This window comes from Microvirga aerilata, from assembly GCF_016743775.1.
GTDB lineage: Bacteria > Pseudomonadota > Alphaproteobacteria > Rhizobiales > Beijerinckiaceae > Microvirga > Microvirga aerilata.
The window spans coordinates 14,189-33,279 of the sequence record NZ_JAEQMY010000020.1; the positions used below are offsets into that span (position 1 = coordinate 14,189).

Annotated in this window: 14 protein-coding genes and 2 pseudogenes; 11 read left to right on the forward strand and 5 right to left on the reverse strand. The window is 62.1% G+C overall.

The features are described 5' to 3' along the window. Window positions 1-365: 365 nt before the first annotated feature. Complete coding sequence (locus tag JKG68_RS15025) at window positions 366-1,400, forward strand: alpha/beta hydrolase (RefSeq protein ID WP_202060914.1); 1,035 nt, start codon at window positions 366-368, stop codon at window positions 1,398-1,400. A gap of 264 nt (window positions 1,401-1,664) precedes the next feature. Here the strand turns inward: JKG68_RS15025 and JKG68_RS15030 are convergent, their stop codons facing one another. Next, window positions 1,665-2,468: an alpha/beta fold hydrolase gene (locus JKG68_RS15030; protein ID WP_312890809.1), complete on the reverse strand. Its 804-nt coding sequence runs from the start codon at window positions 2,466-2,468 to the stop codon at window positions 1,665-1,667. 370 nt (window positions 2,469-2,838) lie between these two features. Here JKG68_RS15030 and JKG68_RS15035 point away from each other — a divergent pair, with 370 nt between their 5' ends. The 7 genes and pseudogenes from JKG68_RS15035 (at window position 2,839) to JKG68_RS15065 (ending at window position 12,327) form a co-directional block, all read left to right on the forward strand. Beyond that, entirely contained in the window at window positions 2,839-3,900 is a 1,062-nt protein-coding gene (locus JKG68_RS15035) for an SDR family oxidoreductase (RefSeq protein ID WP_202060916.1), read from the forward strand. A gap of 370 nt (window positions 3,901-4,270) precedes the next feature. Beyond that, entirely contained in the window at window positions 4,271-6,451 is a 2,181-nt protein-coding gene (locus JKG68_RS15040) for a PAS domain-containing sensor histidine kinase (RefSeq protein WP_202060917.1), read from the forward strand. Window positions 6,452-6,453: 2 nt separating this feature from the next. Beyond that, window positions 6,454-8,349 (forward strand): annotated as a pseudogene (locus JKG68_RS15045) (response regulator); the annotation flags it as partial. A 399-nt stretch (window positions 8,350-8,748) separates the two neighbouring features. Beyond that, window positions 8,749-8,943: a type II toxin-antitoxin system ParD family antitoxin gene (locus tag JKG68_RS15050; RefSeq protein ID WP_134494884.1), complete on the forward strand. Its 195-nt coding sequence runs from the start codon at window positions 8,749-8,751 to the stop codon at window positions 8,941-8,943. Then, window positions 8,933-10,306, forward strand: a complete 1,374-nt coding sequence (locus tag JKG68_RS15055; protein ID WP_202060918.1) for a sensor histidine kinase — start codon at window positions 8,933-8,935, stop codon at window positions 10,304-10,306. Before JKG68_RS15050 ends, JKG68_RS15055 begins: the two co-directional genes overlap by 11 nt. A gap of 160 nt (window positions 10,307-10,466) precedes the next feature. Continuing rightward, entirely contained in the window at window positions 10,467-11,918 is a 1,452-nt protein-coding gene (locus JKG68_RS15060; protein ID WP_202060919.1) for a DUF7125 family protein, read from the forward strand. Window positions 11,919-11,955: 37 nt separating this feature from the next. Next, the gene (locus tag JKG68_RS15065) at window positions 11,956-12,327 is read left to right on the forward strand and encodes a response regulator (RefSeq protein ID WP_202060920.1); all 372 of its coding nucleotides are present in this window, start codon (window positions 11,956-11,958) and stop codon (window positions 12,325-12,327) included. A gap of 360 nt (window positions 12,328-12,687) precedes the next feature. On the opposite strand, the gene JKG68_RS15070 is transcribed toward JKG68_RS15065, so the two are convergent. From JKG68_RS15070 to JKG68_RS15080, 3 genes are read right to left on the reverse strand one after another with little or no spacing between them, the layout of a single operon-like run. Then, entirely contained in the window at window positions 12,688-13,578 is an 891-nt protein-coding gene (locus JKG68_RS15070; RefSeq protein ID WP_202061067.1) for a dihydrodipicolinate synthase family protein, read from the reverse strand. Window positions 13,579-13,595: 17 nt separating this feature from the next. Next, on the reverse strand, window positions 13,596-14,237 hold the full coding sequence (locus JKG68_RS15075; protein ID WP_202060921.1) for a LysE family translocator: 642 nt from the start codon (window positions 14,235-14,237) through the stop codon (window positions 13,596-13,598). A gap of 28 nt (window positions 14,238-14,265) precedes the next feature. Continuing rightward, window positions 14,266-14,916, reverse strand: a complete 651-nt coding sequence (locus JKG68_RS15080; RefSeq protein WP_202060922.1) for a LysE family translocator — start codon at window positions 14,914-14,916, stop codon at window positions 14,266-14,268. A gap of 128 nt (window positions 14,917-15,044) precedes the next feature. On the opposite strand from JKG68_RS15080, the gene JKG68_RS15085 reads away from it, so the two are divergent. Then, window positions 15,045-15,932 carry a LysR family transcriptional regulator ArgP gene (locus JKG68_RS15085; RefSeq protein WP_202060923.1) on the forward strand — a complete coding sequence of 296 codons (888 nt, stop codon included), beginning with the start codon at window positions 15,045-15,047 and terminating at the stop codon, window positions 15,930-15,932. Between the two features lie 280 nt (window positions 15,933-16,212). Beyond that, window positions 16,213-16,905: a B3/B4 domain-containing protein gene (locus JKG68_RS15090; protein ID WP_202060930.1), complete on the forward strand. Its 693-nt coding sequence runs from the start codon at window positions 16,213-16,215 to the stop codon at window positions 16,903-16,905. Between the two features lie 60 nt (window positions 16,906-16,965). Here JKG68_RS15090 and JKG68_RS15095 read toward each other — a convergent pair. Then, a pseudogene (locus tag JKG68_RS15095) lies at window positions 16,966-17,349 on the reverse strand (LysR substrate-binding domain-containing protein); the annotation flags it as partial. A gap of 1,409 nt (window positions 17,350-18,758) precedes the next feature. On the opposite strand from JKG68_RS15095, the gene JKG68_RS15100 reads away from it, so the two are divergent. Continuing rightward, the gene (locus tag JKG68_RS15100; RefSeq protein WP_202060934.1) at window positions 18,759-19,031 is read left to right on the forward strand and encodes a hypothetical protein; all 273 of its coding nucleotides are present in this window, start codon (window positions 18,759-18,761) and stop codon (window positions 19,029-19,031) included. Window positions 19,032-19,091 lie beyond the last annotated feature (60 nt).

The following is a 19,091-nucleotide window of genomic DNA, read 5'->3' on the forward strand; positions in this document are numbered from 1 at the left end:
TTCTGAACGACTCCGACTTGCATCTCCCGCAGTTCCATTCCGATCCACGATCATCACTGCTATGCATTACGGAAATCTCGATCACCTCGGCTGTTGGACGTCTGGTTGGTGTGGAACACTAATGTGGCTGGGTTCGTTGTCGGCCATTGGCTGACATTAACACGGGTTAATATCGGCAGTTTCCACCAAAGGACTCCGGAATGGCCATGACTCGAGGAGCGGCTCTTGCCGCTGTTTCCCTCTTTGCTTTGGCAAACGCTCAAGCACTCAGTTCAACCGCACAGGCGCAACAGAGCCAATCTCACCCCTCCCCTACGGCGCCGGCCATGCAGATGGACAGCTCAGCCCTGCAAGGGGCCGCTAAGATGGACGACAGCGGCACCATGAAACGTGCTGATAACGACATGGGCCGTGTCATCGTCAAGCTTCAGGAACTCGGGGCTAAACCTCTTGGCACGCAGTCCGTCGAGGAGACCCGGAACGGCCCAACCCCGGCTGATGCAGTCAAAGCTTTGCTGAAGGACGACGGCAAGGACCCAGATGCGCTTATGGCGCAGATGAAGGTGGCCAAACAGGACATCACCTACTCAGGCCCTTCAGGTGACCTGCCTGCGCGCGTCTACAGGCCAGAAGGGACTCAAGGTGCGCTGCCAGTGGTGGTCTTCTACCATGGTGGTGGATGGGTGATTGCCGACATCAACACCTACGAAGCCTCAGCTATGGCGCTAGCAAAGAAAGCCAATGCAGTTGTGGTGTCTGTGGAGTATCGCCACGCACCGGAGCACAAGTTTCCGGCAGCTCATGAGGACGCGATTGCAGCCTACTCCTGGGTGCTCAAGAACGCGCAGTCCTTTGGTGGTGATCCGACCCGGGTTGCCGTGGCAGGGGAGTCAGCAGGCGGCAATCTTGCTGCCAATGTTGCGATTGCAGCCCGAGAGGGCAAGTTCCAGCAACCTGCCCACATGCTTCTCATCTATCCTGTAGCAGGCACCGACATGACCACCGCCTCCTACAAGGAAAATGAGAATGCGATCCCGCTGAGCAAGCAGGCTATGGAGTGGTTTGCGAAGAACACCGTGCAGTCTGAGGCTGACCTGAAGGACCCGAGGCTGAACCTCGTCCAAGCGAACTTGAAGGATCTGCCGGACGCGACCGTGATCACGGCCGAGATCGACCCGCTGATGACTGAGGGGAAAACCTTATCTGAGAAGTTGAAGGCGGCAGGCTCCAAGGTCACGTACCAGAACTTCGAGGGTGCCACGCATGAGTTCTTTGGAATGGCTCCCGCCGTCGCAGATGCTGATAAAGCGCAAGACCTCGCAGCGCGTGAACTGAGAGAGGCATTCTCAGCCAAGACTACTGGCTCGACAACCCCGCGCTCGGGCGAAAAGAAGCAGTAATGCACGACGCCAGGGGCGGATCGGAAGATTGCGCCCCTGACTTATGCGATGAGAGATGTGTATTTGCGGTCACACAAAGGTTCATCCGATTGGCACATTGTCCCTGATGACGCCGCGGCTCGGGTGGGCTCACCTTCACGATCAATCCGGCCGATCGTGAGCACGTTTTGCGGGGGCTCAGGATGGGGATTATCGGACCTAGTGGTTGAAGTCTGACACTTGTTACCCGAGAAGTAATGCTCGCCTCTGATGCAAAGCGGCTGTTCAAGTGCTTGCAGTGGGTTTGTCGGCGTTGCCACCTGTGCTTTCGAGGATGAGCCGTATCGTCTCCTTGGGCTGATCCCACATCGGGAAATGGCCACACTTGTCGAACCAATGCAGGTTGGCCGTCGGGAACGCCTCCTGCGCGCGGGCTGCTTGGCGCGGCAGACACAGGCGATCCTGGCGGCCCCAGCCGATCACCACCGGGGAACCGGGTGCGGCTGGTCCTTGCTGTTCCGGCCCCTCGGCTAAGTCTCGAACCAGAGCGTCGAAGGTGGGCGTCGCGGCATAGCTCTTCAACTCGGTCGCGACAAGCTCGGGAGCAAGGGCCCACGGTTTTGCCGAGAGCTGCGCCAGGAGAGCCGTCCGCGCCGCGACGTTGCGCGATAGCATGGGCAGGGCAGGCTCGAGACCACGGACCAACCGAATGGATGCTCCGATGGTTGTGCGAAAGAACGTCCGCTCCCACCCGCGCCAGAACCCGCCGGGATTGAGGGCAACCACCGCGCCGACACTCCCACGGCGGGCCAGCTCCAGCACAAGCCGCGCGCCCATCGAGCTGCCAACAACATCGATACCGGAAAGCTCCTGTTCGGCAATGAAGGCATCAACGCTATTGGCGAGGCCTATGAAGGTGCCGCTTTCGACTCCGGCAGGTGTGGCACCGTGGCCGGGCAGATCGATTGCGATCACTTCCCGCTTGTCAGCTAGGGCAAGATGGATGGTGCTCCAGGACCGCCAGCTTCCACCCAGACCATGGATGAGGAGCAGGGGTCGTCCCTGTCCCCGGCGCACAGCATGTATCACTGACAGCCTCCGTCCGCTTCGGCGCGGAGAAGAGAAGGGTTAGAGACGACTGCTTTGGCTGTGGCCACTGGATCGGATCCCTCACGTTTAGAACGGCGCTTGGACGCAAACGCTCTGGCTTGGCTTTTGATGCAGCGTTGTTGGAAAGTTCTCCCAGGATGTAGCGGCAAACGAGGCCAAAACCTGCCCAAATTGCTCGTAAGCGAGACATGGGCGGGATGATTCCGCATACACGCGATCCCGCCCACGAAGACCGATCCGGGTTGGTCGGTAGCAAAGACCGGTGGGTAGCAGGTAAGTGCGTGGACGGCTCCCTCTAGGCACCGACGGCTTCGATGCCTAGCTACCACCTCCGACCCTGGAGGCTGCAATGGCTCAGATGGCATTGGTGGTAGGCGTGAGCGGTATCGTGGGGAGCGCAACCGCGGCGCATCTCGCGGCAGAGGGCTGGGATGTGCTCGGTCTGGCCAGAAGGCCGACCGCGCAGACGGGCGTGACGCCGATTGCCGCCGACCTCCAGGATGAAGCCTCGCTCGCCGCAACTCTCGCTGAGGTCAAGCCGGAGGCCGTGTTCATCACGACCTGGTCGCGGCAGGCGACGGAAGCGGAGAACATCCGCATCAACGCGGCAATGGTGCGCAACCTCTTGGATGGGCTGCGTCCCGCGGGCTCCGTTCGCCATGTCGCGCTGGTCACAGGGCTCAAGCACTACCTCGGCCCTTTCGAGGCCTATGGCAAGGGCACGCTCCCGCAGACCCCGTTCCGGGAAGACCAAGGTCGGCTCGACATCGAGAACTTCTATTATGCGCAGGAGGACGAGGTGTTCGCCGCGGCAAAGCGCGACGGCTTCACCTGGAGCATCCATCGCCCGCACACCGTCATCGGCAAGGCGGTCGGCAACGCCATGAACATGGGAACGACGCTAGCGGTGTATGCCACGCTGTGCCGCGAGACGGGACGTCCCTTCCGCTTTCCTGGGTCGGCGGCACAGTGGAACGGATTGACGGACATGACCGATGCCCGGCAGCTCGCCAAGCATCTCCTGTGGGCTGCGACCACCCCGGCTGCCTTTGATCAAGCGTTCAACGTGGTCAATGGCGATGTTTTCCGCTGGAGCTGGATGTGGGGCCGCCTTGCCGAGTGGTTCGGCCTCGAGCCCGCACCCTTCGACGGATCTGCCCTGCCGCTGGAAGCGCAGATGAAGGAGGACGCTCCCACATGGCGTTACATTGCCGAGCGGGAGGGCTTGGTCGAGCCGGACCTTGGTCGTCTCGCATCCCCTTGGCACACGGATGCCGATCTGGGACGGCCGATCGAGGTGGTGACCGACATGTCGAAGAGCCGTCGTCTTGGCTTTGCCGCGTACCAGCCGACCGATGATGCCTTCTTCGATCTGTTTGCGGAACTCCGAGCCGACCGACTGATCCCCTGATCCATACGGGGCCGTCTCGTGGCATTTGCTACACAAAACGCCGACAGAAGGCGGGGTCATGCGGTGGGAACGTCCGCACTGGGTCTGGCAGTGAAGTTCGCTCACTGACAGGAAAGTCCGATGTTTTTGTCCGAAGCGGAAGTCCGGTTTCCGACCGCCTCGTGCCAATTTCGGGCACTTCTCTCCCACGGACAATAATCTTGACGGGACCTCCAAATCGGCAGAGAACGCCCTATCTGTAGATGTTCGCTCTGGGTTTAACGACGATGATCCCTCATCGCGGATAGACCCGTGTTTCTGCCGAGGCGCCGGAGTTATCGCCCGGTGTGCCATCGCGAGAGATGGTTGGCGAAAAGGAAGATGAACTCCGATGACGGTTGCCGCTCTTCCCTCCAGCAGTTCCTTGCTCCGATCCAGCTTTCAGGACCTCGCCACCGTCAGTCAAGCCATCCTGGATGCCATGCCCACCGCCCTGTATGTCTGCTCGGCAGATGGGGCGATCCTGCGCTACAATCGATTGGCCGCTGAGCTGTGGGGTCGCAAGCCCAGCCTGGGTGAGACTGACGAACGTTACTGCGGGTCCTTTCGCCTTTATTACCTGGACGGGCGCCCGCTTGCTCATGCCGACACCCCAATGGCGCAGGTCCTGCGCACTGGAGAGCCCGCGTACGGGCTCGAGGTCCTGATCGAGCGGCCGGATGGGAGCCACCGCACCGTGCTGGTACAGATCGAGCCGTTGCTGGACGATCAGGGCAGTATCCTTGGCGCGATCAACTGCTTCCAGGACATCTCCGACCGCAAAGCCCTGGAGCTCGAACTCCGTAAGAGCCGGCAGGATCTTGAGGATTTCTTCGAGAACGGCGCCGTGGGGCTCCACTTGGTGGCCGCGGATGGCACCATCCTGCGGGCTAACCGGGCTGAACTTGACCTTCTCGGCTATACGGCGGACGAGTATATCGGCCAGCCAATTGCTGCCTTCCATGCCGATGCCCCCGTAATCCGGGACATTCTCCAGCGCCTCTCCCGGGGCGAGACACTGGACCGGTATCCAGCGCGCCTGAAGGCCAAGGACGGCTCGATCCGGCATGTTCTGATCACGTCCAATGTGCACTTCCGCAATGGTGACTTCCACAACACCCGTTGCTTTACAGTTGACGTGACCGACCAGCATCGCGCCGACGAGGCCCTGCGAGAGAGCCAGCAGCGGCTGGCCGTGACCTACGAGAAGGCTCCTATCGGTATCGCCGAGATGGACCCAGCCGGGCGCTTCGTTCGTGTCAACGCAGCTCTCTCGGCCATCATCGGCTACGCTCCCGAGGAGCTTGTAGGTCGATCCTTCGTCGAGCTGACCCACCCTGAGGACAGGGACGACGATGCCGAGCAGTACGCGCGCCAAGTGCGAGGCGAGATCGCTCACTACTCGATGCAGAAGCGCTTCCTGCGCCGGGACGGTGGGGTCGTCTTCGTGAATGTCCTCAGCTCGTCCGTGCTCGACCAGCAGGGCCGGTTCCGCTACGGCGTTCGCGTGGTTCAGGACGTGACGGAGCGGCTACACGCAGAGGAGCGGCTGCGCGAGAACGAGCGTCACGTTCGTGAGCTCCTGGAGGCGCTGCCGGCCGCGATCTACACCACCGATCCCGCAGGCCGAATCACCTACTACAACCAGGCCGCGGTCGATTTCTCCGGGAGGAGGCCCATCCTCGGCAGTGATGAGTGGTGTGTGACCTGGCGCCTCTTCATGCCGGACGGCACCCCGCTGCCGCACGATCAGTGTCCCATGGCAGTCGCCTTGAAGGAGGGGCGCGCTGTTCGTGGTGCAGAAGCAATTGCCGAGCGTCCGGACGGCACCCGCGTTCCGTTCATCCCATTTCCGACGCCGCTGCGGGATGCTTCGGGCAGGCTCATCGGCGCGATCAACATGCTGGTCGACATCACGGAGCGCAAGCAGGCGGAAGAGCATCAGCGGGTGCTGATCGACGAGCTGAACCACCGGGTCAAGAACACGTTGGCCACCGTGCAGTCGATTGCCACCCAGACCATCCGCACTTCACCTGCCATCGAGACCTTCTCTGAGAATTTTGAGTCTCGCCTCCTGTCCCTGAGCAAGGCCCATGAGCTGCTGACACGTCAGGCGTGGACAGGTGTCAACCTGCGCGACATCATCTGCCAGGAACTGGAGCCCTACGACGATGGCTCCACCACGCGTGTTCGGCTGGAGGGCACGGATCTTACCCTGGAGCCTCGGGTCGGCCTTGCCCTCAGCCTCGTCCTGCACGAGCTGACTACCAACGCCGCCAAGTACGGTTCGCTGTCCGCCGAGCAGGGTCTCGTTACCGTTTGCTGGAGCGCTTCAGGATCTGGCGCTTCTGAAGTTCTTCGGATCAACTGGATCGAAAGTGACGGACCCGCAGTGACCCCGCCGACCAAGCGCAGCTTCGGCACCCGCCTGATCGAGCGCAGCATGACCAAGGATCTTCAAGGCAAGGCTCGGCTCGATTTTGATCCCGCGGGCCTGCGTTGCATTCTTGAGCTGCCGCTCCATCAGCTCTGAGGCGCTCGACGGCCGTGTTCCACCCGACCTTCGCCGGGGAAGGTGTGGTGCGTTCGGACGACATCCTCAGGGACCCGCGCTACGGCAAGAACGAGCCTCACTACGGCATGCCGAAAGACCACCTCCCGGTGAGGAGCTATCTGGCAGTGCCGGTGGTGTCGCGATCCGGGGAGGTTTTAGGCGGGCTCTTCTTCGGCCATGAGGCCCCTGGGGTCTTCACGGACGAGCACGAGACCCTGCTGACCGGCATCGCCGGCCAGGCGGCGATTGCCATCGACAACGCCCGCCTGTTCCAGGCCGCACAGTACGAGCTCGCCGAGCGCAGGCGGGCCGAGGAGGCGCTGCGGGATCTCAACCACACACTGGAAGCGCGTGTGGCGGAACGCACCGCCGAGCGCGACCGGGTCTGGAAGAACTCCCGCGACCTGCTTGTGGTGATTGGGGCGGACGGGATCTTCAGGGCCGTAAACCCAGCTTGGACCGAGATCCTGGGCCATGCGCCCGACGAGGTCGTCGGGCGTTCGTTCCTGGACTTCATATGGCCCGAGGATGCCGCCCGCAGTCAGGGCGCCTTGGATGACGCGGTGGCAAGCCGAGATCTGACGAACTTTGAGGACCGCTACACGCACCGGGACGGCACGCCGCGCTGGATCTCCTGGCACACCTCGGCGGACGGCAACCTCGTCTACGCCTATGGCCGCGATATCACGGCCGAGAAGCAGCAGGAAGAGGCGCTGCGGCAGACGGAAGAGGCCCTGCGGCAGGCGCAGAAGATGGAGGCGGTGGGTCAGCTCACCGGCGGCATCGCGCACGACTTCAACAATCTTCTCACTGGCATTGTTGGCTCGCTCGACCTCATGCAGATGCGGATCACCCAAGGTCGCACAGACGCCCTGGAACGCTATGCCAAGGCCGCCATGAGCTCAGCCCAGCGTGCCGCCGCACTGACCCACCGCCTGCTCGCCTTCGCGCGGCGCCAGCCACTCCAGCCCAAGACGGTGGAGGTGAACAAGCTCGTAGTTTCGATGGAGGATCTGCTCCGGCGCACCCTCGGCGAGGCCATCCAGATGGAGTTTGTCACAGCGGGTGGGCTCTGGCTGACACGCTGCGACCCGCATCAGCTTGAGAGCGCCATTCTCAACCTTGCCATCAACGCCCGCGACGCCATGCCAGACGGCGGTAGGCTGATCATCGAAACCTGCAACACGCATCTCGACCGCGCCTATGCGGTGCTGCACCCAGGAGTGCGCCCGGGCCAGTACGTCTGCGTTGCGGTCACCGACACCGGCACCGGCATGCCGCCCGATGTGATTGAGCACGCGTTCGAGCCGTTCTTCACCACCAAGCCACTTGGGAAGGGTACGGGACTGGGCCTGTCGATGATCTACGGCTTTGCGCAGCAGCCAGAGGGTCATGCCCGGATCTATTCTGAGGTCGGCCACGGCACCACGATCAAGATCTATCTTCCGCGCTTCAACGGCGCGGTTGAGGAGGAAATAGAAGCAGGCGGGCTGATCGACGCCCACCGTGCTGCCGGGGAGACGGTGCTCGTCGTGGAGGATGAGCCGGTGGTGCGCGATCTGATTGTCGAGGTTCTCAAGGACCTTGGCTATCGCGCCTTGGAGGCGACGGATGGCCCCTCTGGCCTCAAGATCCTCCAGTCGCGCCAGCGCATCGATCTTCTGGTGACGGATGTCGGGCTGCCGGGGATGAACGGCCGCCAACTTGCTGACCAGGGCCGGGACCATCGTCCTGACCTCAAGGTGCTGTTCATTACTGGCTATGCGGAGAACGCGGCGGTGGCGAGCGGCTTCCTTGATCACGGCATGGAGATGATCACCAAGCCCTTTGCGGTTGAGGCCCTGGCCGCACGGATCCGCGACATGATCGAGCAGTGACCGATAGCACAGGCCGGAGGGCCGCCAGCGGCCTCCGCGTTCCGACGGTGGCCAGCTCTGATGGCTGTGCGCTTGCGCATGATCCGCCGCAGATGATTCCACGCGGAGCTTACACGCTTCACTTGGACTCAGTGATACTCAGGAAGGACCGCTTCGGGTCAGACTTTCACCTTCCGGCCGATCAACGAACGTCGGCTCTTGAGTCCTCAAGCGGACCAAACGTTTATGTCTCAGGAGTGCCAATCTCGGCCGTTAAGCGTGGGCGTGACATGATCTGCTCACTCCCGCATTCTCGAAGCTCGGCTTGGACTTTGGACACTGAGATGCCTTCCATCTCCTTGCAGACCTTGCAGCGTACCCCTACAAGGGTAAGAACTTTTCTTATCGGGCCGTCCTGCCATGCCTTCAAAGTCGATCATTACCGCCTCATTGACCCCGGAACTCACAGCCATGATTGCCGCGAAGGTGGCGGCTGGACGCTATCGGAGCGCCAGTGAAGTGGTGCGGGCCGCCCTGCGGCTCCTGGACGATCACGAGCGTCGGAACGAGAGCAGGAGCAGAACACCTGCCGCAAGGTCGCGCGATGCCGCGTGAACCCTCGACGAAGCAAGGACGGGCCAAAAGCAACCGCGTCGGGGCGTCACGCGAGCAGAGCTTCGACATCTTGGAAAGTGTTGCCGACGCCTTCTTCGCCGTCGATCACCACTGGCGCTTTACCTACGTCAACCGGGCCGCGGCAGAACGATGGAACCGCAGTCGCGACGACCTGATCGGCAAGGACTTTGTCGAGCAGTTTCCGCAAGCAGCCGACTCTGAACCTTGGAAGGCGTTTCTGAAGGCCATGCAGGAGCGTCAGCCCACACGCTTGGAGGTGGTGTCTCCGGTTGTGCATCAGTGGGTGGACTTGAGCATCTCCCCAACCCGCGATGGCGGGCTATCCGTTTACTTCCGCGACATCAGTGCACGCAAGCGTGTTGAAGAGGTCGAGGGATGGCTCGCTGCGATCATCGAGTCGTCGGATGACGCCATCGTCAGCAAGAACCTTGAGAGCATCGTCACAAGCTGGAACACGGGGGCGGAACGGCTCTTCGGCTACAAGGCCGAGGAGATCATTGGCAGGCCCATTACGCTTCTGTTCCCTGAGGACCGGCAGGATGAGGAGGAGAGGATCCTCGCCCGCATCCGCCGGGGTGAGCGCGTCGAGCATTTCGAGAGCACCCGCCAACGCAAGGACGGCAGTCTGGTTGAGGTTTCCCTGACGATCTCCCCGATCAAGGATGCCCAAGGCAGGATCGTGGGTGCATCGAAGATTGCCCGCGACATCACCAGGCACAAGGAGGCCGAGCGTCTACAACGCCTACTGGTGCATGAACTGAACCATCGCGTGAAGAACATTCTTGCAACGGTGCAGGCTGTTGCCCGGCAAACCTTCAACTCCCGACAATCAGGCGACACAGTGCGTCAGACCTTCGAGGCACGCCTTCTCGCTCTGTCCAAGGCCCACGACCTGCTCACACGGGAGAACTGGGATAGAGCCAGCCTGTCGCAAGTTGTTGCTGAGGTCCTCTCACCGTACCACCGTGACCGTTTCGAAACCGGCGGGCCGGATGTGCGCTTGACCCCGAAGATGGCCCTGGCCCTGACCTTGGCGCTGCACGAGTTGGCGACCAATGCGGCGAAGTATGGCGCGCTCTCGGCTCCGTCAGGCCGGATCGCAATCACCTGGCGGGTTCAGGCCGACGATCCGCCGCATCTGATCCTTCGCTGGCAAGAGCGTGGCGGCCCGCTGGTTTCACCACCCGAGCAGAAGGGTTTCGGGTCACGCCTGATTGAGCGCAGCCTGGCGCTGGAGCTCGGAGGTGACGTCAAGATCACCTATGACCTCGCCGGGGTGGTCTGTGAGGTGAAGGCGCCCTTGGTGGACGAGCGGGACGAACATGTGGGCAAGGCTGCGTAACCCGGCGCAGGACTGCCATTGGCAGCGGGTTCCACGGCATTGATCGAGTGCAATTCTGGTGGTGCAAGACTATCGCTGCTATAGGCTTGTCGGTCCGATCCTGCGCTCCGCCTCTGGTGGGGCTCCTTCCTTTGGACAGCATCTTCGAGGAGCTTAAGCTGTGCCCCATGAGCTGCCCCGCGTCGAGACGGGTGTCGAAGGACTTGATGCGGTGCTGCGCGGCGGCCTGGTCGCCGGCACGTCCTACATCATCCAGGGTCACCCGGGTGCCGGCAAGACAATCCTGTCCAATCAGATCGCCTTCCATCACGCCGCCTCCGGTCAGCATGTCCTGTACGTGACCCTCTTGGCTGAGTCCCACGAGCGCCTGTTCGAGAACCTCTCGACCCTGACGTTCTTCGATCCCTCCAAACTCGGCAATGGCATCAACTATGTGAGCGCCTTCACGACCTTGCGCGATGAAGGGCTCACTGCCGTCGTCAAGCTCCTGCGTCAGGAGATCGGGCGCACGAAGTCGACCCTGCTCATCCTCGACGGCCTGCTCAACGCCCGTGAGAAGGCCGAGAGCAACCTGGACGTGAAAACCTTCATCGCCGAGTTGCAGGGTCATGCGGCCTTTGCCGGCTGCACCGTTCTCTTTCTCACCAGCTCCCGAGTAGATGAGTCCAGCCCCGAGCACACGATGGTCGATGGCGTGATCCAGCTCAAGGACGAGATCTTCGGTGTGCGCTCGGCACGGCGCCTCCAGGTGCGCAAGTCCCGTGGGGTGAAGGCCATGCATGGGTACCATCAGTTCGAGATCCTAGACCGGGGTGTGGTGGTCTACCCGCGGCTCGAAGCCGTTCTCGGACAGCCCTCGATGCCGGACAGCCCCACCACGGCCCGGACCACGTCAGGCGTGGCAGAACTTGATAAGATGATGGGTGGCGGCCTGCAACAGGGCTCCAGCACGCTGGTGATTGGCGCCTCCGGCACAGGAAAGACCACCCTGGGGCTGCACTTCTTGGCTCAGGCCTCTCCAGAGGAGCCGACGCTTCACTTCGGGTTCTATGAGACGCCGGAGCGCCTGAAGCTCAAGGCACGTACTCTCGGGCTTGATCTTGACCCGCTGCTCGCCTCTGGAGCCTTGGAGATCCTGTGGCAGCCCTCGACGGAAAACCTGCTGGATGGACTTGCGCACAAGCTTCTGGAAGCAGTACGCCGCCGTGGGGTGAAGCGGTTATTCATCGACGGGTTTGGCGGGTTTGAGCGAGCTGCACTTCATCCCCCACGGCTGGTGGAGTTCTTCACTGCGCTCACCAACGAGTTGCGGGCTCTGAACGTCACGGCCGTTGGCACCCGGGAGCTGACCGATCTGTTCAGCCGCCAGATCCTGGCTCCGATGCCTGAGATCTCCAGCGTGACCGACAACCTGATCACTTTGCGCTTTGTCGACCAGCATTCGCGGCTGCGCCGTCTGCTGTCGATCCAGAAGGTACGGGACAGTGCCTTCGACCCTTCCATTCGGGAACTGGCCATCAGCAGCCAGGGCATCAGCCTTCCGGAGACGTTCGAGGGCGCGGAGCATGCGCTGGAAGGCACGCCCCGGCTGGACGGCCGGACCCGTTCTTGAGACGGCACGTTGTCTGAAGCGGGAGCAGGACCGGGGAATGACGACGATCCTAGTTGTTGATGACGAGTTTCTGATCACGGACATTCTCGTTGATGCTCTGGAGGAGGAAGGATTCCGGGTGCTGACCGCCTCGAACGGCCGCAAGGCCCTGGAGCTGCTGGACAAGGAGGTGCCGGCGCTGGTGGTCACCGACTTCATGATGCCGCTGATGAACGGGCTGGAGCTGGCGCAGGTGATCAAGTCCAATCCGGATTGGGCCCGGATCCCAATCATCCTGCTGAGCGGGGCCCAAGGAGCGATTGCCCGTAGCCGTCCGGAGCTGTTCGCGGCTGTCTACGACAAGCCGTTCAGGATCGAGAACGTCCTTACGGCGGTGGTAGAGGCAGTTAGTGCGCAGAGACGGTCATAGAATCTCCTGTTCAGCACGTGCCGCGCCTAACCGAACACCGAGCTGAAGGCTTGCCACTGAAGCAAATGTCTGCTCCGGGTCAAGCTCGGCAGTCCCGTGAGCCTGAAAGAAGGTCCGCTCATCTCAGCAGTGCGGAGATACGGCCAAGGTCAGCTCCGTGCCGATACTGTTGAAAAAGTCTGCAACTGCCGTTTTTCGTGTCGGCAACATACAGGATGTTGAGTCTTACTTGGCACGCTGACGCCAGTAATAGATCGACCAAGCAGTGCTCGGGAGTTTTTCAACAAAATCTGCCAGGAGGCGACATTCTGGCCTCACACCCGGAACTTCGTGGAATCCGTTTCAGGGAATGGAGTGATCTCAACTCTTCAAGCTCTGCAAAGCCTCTCCCACGCGACTGCGGGCCTCTTGAGGCAACGGCAGGATCGGGCGCGGCGGCTCGATCCTAGCGAGACCGAGAAGGTCTGCCATCACGTACATCACCCGAAAGCTGCCGAACGTCCTGAACAGATCCCAGAGCGGCTGAAAGGCATCGTTAATGCGGGCGGCTTCCGAACCGTCGCCCGCTTGCGCCGCGCGTGCGAGAGCCATAGCCGGAGCGGGCAGCAGGCCTGCAACCACGCTGTACCAGGCGTCACAGCCAGCCAGCAGGGCGTCGGTGGCACCCCAATCGCCGCTGTAGCCAATGGCGAAGCCGCCAGGAGTCATCTCCCGCAGCCGCTCCATCTCGCCGCTGAAATCACCATTCGCCGGAAGCGGCATCTTCACCGCCGCCACGTTCGGGAGCTTCGCCAGTCTGGCGATCATGTCATCGCTGAAGGTGAATTTTGTGGTGCTTGGATTGTTGTAGATGCACAGGGGCAGCCCGCCCGTCTCGGCCACGGCCGAGAAGTGCTGGAACACCTCCTCGTCGGTCAGGGGCGTATAGGACATCGGGGCGAGCAGCAGGCCATCAGCCCCTGCTGCCTTGGCGTCACGGGCGAGTGTCTCGGCCTCGTCGGTGCGCAGCGCACCCACGCCCACGATGATCGGGATCTTGCCACCCACGCATTCCACCGCTACCCGGACCGCATGCTGGCGTGCCTCCCGGCTCAGGTAGGCATAGCCGCCAGTGCTCCCGAGCAGGCCGATGGAATCCGCCCCTGCCGCCTGGATGCGCTCGAGGAAGCGGCCCAGCACATCGGCTTGCAGATGCCCTGCGGCATCGGTCGGCGTCAGCGGAAAGGCTGAAAGGCCGCTGAACAGTCTCAGGGTTTCTTGTGTGGTCATCATGTGCGGGCCAGAAGCAGGCGCAGTCCTGCAAAACCGAAGACAATGGAGAGGGCGCCCTCGATCCAGCGGCGGGCGCGGCGGTACAGGCGCACCATCGGCGTGGTCGAGAACAGGACGGCATAGCCGCAAAAGATCGTCACGCTCAGCACGGCGCATCCGCCGAGGGTCGCGGCAACGCCCTGCCAGGATGCATCGGTGCCGAGGCCAAGCGTCACCAGGGCGATCCATGCGAGCACGGACTTCGGGTTGCCGAGGTGCATCAACAGCCCCTGCCTGTACAGCGCCGTCCGCGATGAAGCGGGCGTAGGTGCTCCTGCCGTGGCTCGCTCTTCCGAGATCAAGGCGGCTCGTCCGGCCCTGAAGGCGAGAAACAAGAGGTAGAGGCCGCCGAAGATCTTGAGGGCGGTCAGCACCTCGGCATAGCGGGTGAGGAGGACGGAGATCCCCGTTGCCGCCATCATGCCCCAGAACATGGAACCGGTGACGACCCCCGCGGCCAGCGTGAGTGCCGCCTGGCGGCCTTGCTGCATTGCGACGCCCATGATGCGCATGTTGCTGGGGCCAGGGCTGCCCGCCGCGATGACATACGTGGCGTAGACCAGCAGGAGGTGTTGAAGTTCGGCAGTCACTGTTTGCATACCTTCAGATCCGGCACGATCACGGCTATCAGGTCGAAGGGCGTCCGGCCAAGGCAAGGCCGATGCCGAGCGCGACCATTGCGGCTCCCGACCCCTCCCGCAGGCGGCGGATCAGAGTGGGCCGTGCCGTGGCCCCTGCCCGGATGCCACCCGCCGCAAAGGCCACCACGACGTCGGCGAGGGTGTTGAGGGCAACGGAGACGAAGCCGAGGACGGCGAATTGCAGGGCCACGTTGCCGGCAGCCGGGTCCACGAACTGCGGCACGAAGGCCAGGAAGAAGGCGGCTGTCTTCGGGTTCAGGGCCTCCACCAGCACCCCTTCCCGGAAAGCCCAGCGTGCGCCGACAGGTGGTGCCGCCGTCCCGCCCGCCAAGGTCGCCAGCGCATCCCGGCGTGCGGCCTGGAAGGTCCGCCAGCCGATCCAGACCAGATAGGCCGCGCCCAACAGCTTCAGGACCGTGAACAGGTCCGCGCTCGCCAGCACGATGGCAGAGACACCCAAGCTCCCGGCGAGGACGTGGACCATGCCGCCCAGTCCCGTACCGAAGCTGGAGGCGATGCCCTCGGCACGGCCGCCCGCGAGCGTGCGGGCGGCGACATAGAAGATGCCAGGGCCAGGCGTAATGGCGAGAGCAAAGGCTGCGGCGAAGAACAAGGCAAGTTGGGTAAGTTCGGGCATAGGCACTTTCCGGCGTGTTTGAGGTACAGCGCCCAACATGAGACGCTGGTAGGGGTCGACGTACGTTAGGAGACCTCCTAGGATTAGGAAAGTTAAAGTTTCTCACTCCAATTCAGTTTCTCTAACTCATGCTCGATTATGCTCACCTCGCCGCCCTCGCGGCCGTCGTCCGCACCGGCAGCTTCGAGCGGGCGGCTCAGCAGCTCAACGTCACGCCCTCGGCCGTCTCCCAGAGGATCAAGCTGCTGGAGGAGCGGGTGGGAACTGTGCTCGTGGTCCGGGGGCAGCCCTGCACGCCGACCGGGGTGGGCCAGCGCCTGTGCCAGCATGTGGAGCAGGTTGCCCTGCTGGAAAGCTCCTTGCAGGGAAGCTTGCCGAGCCTCCAGGCCGAAAGGCAGCCTACGACCCTGAGGATTGCCGTGAATGCAGACAGTCTTGCGACCTGGTTGATCAAAGCCATAGCGAGGACCGAAGGGTACCTGTTCGACCTGGTGCTGGACGATGAGGACCACAGCGCAGGCTGGCTACGGCGCGGCGAGGTCGTGGCGGCCGTGACGGGGAACAGCACACCGATCCAGGGCTGTGACTGCCATCCTCTCGGAGCCCTGCGCTATGTTGCGACCGCAAGCCCGGAGTATTGCGCCCGGTGGTTTTCCGGTGGCTTCAGCGAGGCTGCGGCCGCTCAGGCGCCATGTCTGATCTTCAACCAGAAGGATCGGCTCCAGGCCGAATGGCTTCGGCAGGTACTCGGAACTGATGTTCATCCGCCCCTGCACTGGCTCCCCTCTTCGCAGGCTTTTGTGGATGCGGCCCTGGCCGGCATCGGCTGGGGCATGAACCCGGAGCCGCTCGTGGCCGACCACCTGCGCGCCGGGAGGCTGGCTGCTCTCAGGCTGGACAAACCTTTGGATGTCCCCTTGTTCTGGCAGCAGAGCCGCATTGTGAGCCCCATGCTGAACCAGATGACCCGTGCTGTCCTGCACGAGGCCAAGTCGGTGCTCGTGCAGGATCCATGACGTCCGCGACATCGCCTCCGAAGGCTGCGACAATTCCGTGAATTGTAGCGATGCTGGGGCTGGCACTCCCCATTTCGATCTTTGCCAGCATGCCACCGCTGATCTCTTGCGTTCAAGAAAGCTCGTCAAACATCAGTCCGTTCTGGTGACGAAACATCTTGGTTTCCTGAGACACGGTTGCGCTGACGTGTTCGACATCAGCGCCCGCCACGGCCGATGTGTTGACCTCCCTCACCGCGCTCGATACTTCCATCGAAACTGGCCAATGGAATTGAGTGGTATGTTCGACACTCCAGTCATCACCGAACAGATAAGGGCAATCGCCCCCGATTTTCGGGCAATGAGCATTCACGTCGACGCCAAGGCGGCGGCGGAAGGAAGCCTTGATCCAGGCTTTCTGGCGGATGCTTGCGATCTTGTCTCGGCAGGAGGGCCATCATGGGCTGACGCCCATCTGGCAAGCTGGTCGGAAGCCTACCAGCGTTTCGGCGCAAAGCCCAACCGAACGCCCTGCTCTGCTCAGGCCTTGAGAAAACGGGTCGTGAAGGACGGTCGGATTCCTGCGATCAACCCTGTCGTGGATCTCTATAATGCCATCAGCCTCCGCTATGCCCTCCCTGTCGGCGGGGAAAACTTCGATGCGTATGTCGGAAGACCGCATCTGATCATCGCCGACGGAACCGAAGTCTTCGACACGGTCATGAATGGGGAAGCCGTCGTAGAGAACCCGGCCCCGGGAGAGGTCATCTGGCGGGACGATCTAGGCGTCACGTGCAGGAGATGGAATTGGCGTCAAGGCACGCGCACGCGGCTGGAGGCTGCGACGGGCCGCATGTGGTTCATACTGGAAACCTTGGGAACCATGCCGGAGGATGCGCTTGAGGAAGCGGGCGAAGTGCTCGTTGAGGGCTTGTCGCGCCTCATGCCAGGTTGCGCCATCCTGAAACAGAAGATCTCCCTCGCCGGGCCCTGAACTTCTGGACGCGTGCGAACGAGACCTCAGCTCATCTCACATGAGCCTCTGCACTTGCTATCATGCGTCCTCCGAACCCGCGCCGTTCTCGGCCAGTCGGTCCGAAAGCCAGCGGCCGGCTGGACCCAGGGCCTTGGTCCGGAGATGGGCCACGCTGAGGGGAAGGTCGGGAGGCTGCTCCGCCGCGCTGGCTGCATCGAGTGTCAGCGCCACGAGCCGCCCCGCCTGGAGGTCCTCGGCCACGAGATGGCGGGGCATGCTGCTCCAGCCGGTCCCCGCAAGGAGCAGGTGGTGACGCAGGCGCAGGTCGTTCACCCGCCAGCGGTTGACGGCAAGGGCACCGTAGTCCTTGGCGCCGCTCACCTCCAGCCCAGACGATAGCAGTATCTGCGTATGGTCCCTGAGGTCCTCCATCCGGATCGGGCCGGCCATGCGGGCCAGGGGATGGTCGGAGGCGCCCCCTCCGGAAAACGGCGAAGCGCTGCAAGCCGAGGAATGACGTTGTCGCCTGCCTTGACCACGTCGGCCATATCCCCGACCAACTCAGGGAGCGGCACCTGAGCGCTGTCGACAGACTGCGCACTTCTCAGGGGCCGCTTTGGGTCTTGGTTGTGTAAAAACGCCGACGCGTCGCCCGGTCGAGCAATTTTATGTCTTGCAAGTCGGAATTGACTGGCGATTCCTCGGTATATGGAGCTGAAATTGTACAGATAGTTCGTCGAGATCGGACCTGTTCGCGTTTTTACACAGGCTGGGTCAGGAAGTGAAGTTCACTCACTTTTTGGAAGGTCTGGTTACGTGAGGATTGCTGCCTTCGAGCTAGTGTTTCAGGTGTGCCGTTCTCGGGCCTTTGCCGAGGCGGCCCTCACTCCGCGGCGACGCCGATCATGGTGCAGTACAGGCAGACCTGCCTCAAATTGGACGTAGCAGCGCCACCGGTTCGAAAGCCGATTGCCATAAGGGTCTGTCTCATCGGCCTCCGCTGGTGGCTCGTTGTCGAGATTTTCCCCGGGTTATCCCCGGGGCTCGCAGCCGGCGGCATGCATCTCCCATGCTGAAATCGAGGCCCTTGTCCGCACCGTCCAAAATCAATCCAAGCTCGCTGCGGCGAGTAGCGTGAATCCCTCGCTGTGAGCAATTGATAGAACTTGATCCTGCTCATGTACCGTCCTCAAGAGGAATGAGCACGTCCTCTCAATCTGATCAGAGTATCTGTCAACAATTCCAAACCATGTGTCCCCGGCGCGAGTAAACAGACGTTTTCCGGATCTGTGCACATACAGGCCAACTCACCCCTTATTGGGCAGGTTTGACTCTCATGACAATAACCAACAAGCTTTTGCCCATCATTGATATGGCGGTTGACCAAACGTCGCGAGCTCGATGACTGTGCAACATGCCACTTCAGTGATGCCAAGCTGGGAGCAAATCCGCTCCTGATCCAGACCTGCCCCTGCGGCGGCGACCGCGGGACAACCTGAGACACACCGATGAGTATTCCATCCACTGCCGCTGACAGCGGCGGCAATAGTATTCCTTTGGCCAAACTCCATACTGAGAGCAGCCCACAGTACTCTGCCGTCGAAAATTTCCTCTACTGCGTCGGACCGCCTCGCTTCCGTACGCAAGCGGCACACGATCTAGCATGTCTGCTCGATGTTGATCGTACAGTACAGAGCTGGTGTTGCCTTCCTCTGGTGCTAGCCCACCGTGGCATTGATCATGTCCCAGACTTTCTCGTGAGGCGTGCGGATGGCATGGTGTTGGTGGATGCATCCTTAGCATCCGTGCATCCCGCCCTCGGCTGGTGTCACGAAGCGGCCGACAGAGAGGGATTTCGGTACGAACGGCACGTGTTTGACCGAACCCTTCGCTGCCGCTTTGAGAATGCTCGTGAGCTGTTGGCTTACGCGTCCCACCCGATCCTGTTGCGTGAACGCCTGCTCTTGCTCACGTGTCTCGACGAGTACCGCAGCTTACCACTCTCAGCCTGCATGCATGTCCTTCGCGGAAGCCAAAACTCAGTCGGCGTGATCGCCGCCATGGCCTTGCGCCGCTTCGTGGAGATCGATCTCGACAAGGCCCGCATCGGCCCGGAGACTCGCGTCTCCCGTTTCCACGACTGAAACCTCCCTTTCGCAGTCCATCCAGATCGACTGGCCTGCACCATCGGGTCCGGAGACGAC

Coding starts and splice junctions, on each gene's coding strand:
- JKG68_RS15025 (WP_202060914.1), top strand. CDS start 366: ATGGACGACAGCGGCACCATGAAACGTGCTGATAACGACATGGGCCGT.
- JKG68_RS15035 (WP_202060916.1), top strand. CDS start 2,839: ATGGCTCAGATGGCATTGGTGGTAGGCGTGAGCGGTATCGTGGGGAGC.
- JKG68_RS15040 (WP_202060917.1), top strand. CDS start 4,271: ATGACGGTTGCCGCTCTTCCCTCCAGCAGTTCCTTGCTCCGATCCAGC.
- JKG68_RS15050 (WP_134494884.1), top strand. CDS start 8,749: ATGCCTTCAAAGTCGATCATTACCGCCTCATTGACCCCGGAACTCACA.
- JKG68_RS15055 (WP_202060918.1), top strand. CDS start 8,933: ATGCCGCGTGAACCCTCGACGAAGCAAGGACGGGCCAAAAGCAACCGC.
- JKG68_RS15065 (WP_202060920.1), top strand. CDS start 11,956: ATGACGACGATCCTAGTTGTTGATGACGAGTTTCTGATCACGGACATT.
- JKG68_RS15075 (WP_202060921.1), bottom strand. CDS start 14,237: ATGCAAACAGTGACTGCCGAACTTCAACACCTCCTGCTGGTCTACGCC.
- JKG68_RS15080 (WP_202060922.1), bottom strand. CDS start 14,916: ATGCCCGAACTTACCCAACTTGCCTTGTTCTTCGCCGCAGCCTTTGCT.
- JKG68_RS15085 (WP_202060923.1), top strand. CDS start 15,045: ATGCTCGATTATGCTCACCTCGCCGCCCTCGCGGCCGTCGTCCGCACC.
- JKG68_RS15090 (WP_202060930.1), top strand. CDS start 16,213: ATGTTCGACACTCCAGTCATCACCGAACAGATAAGGGCAATCGCCCCC.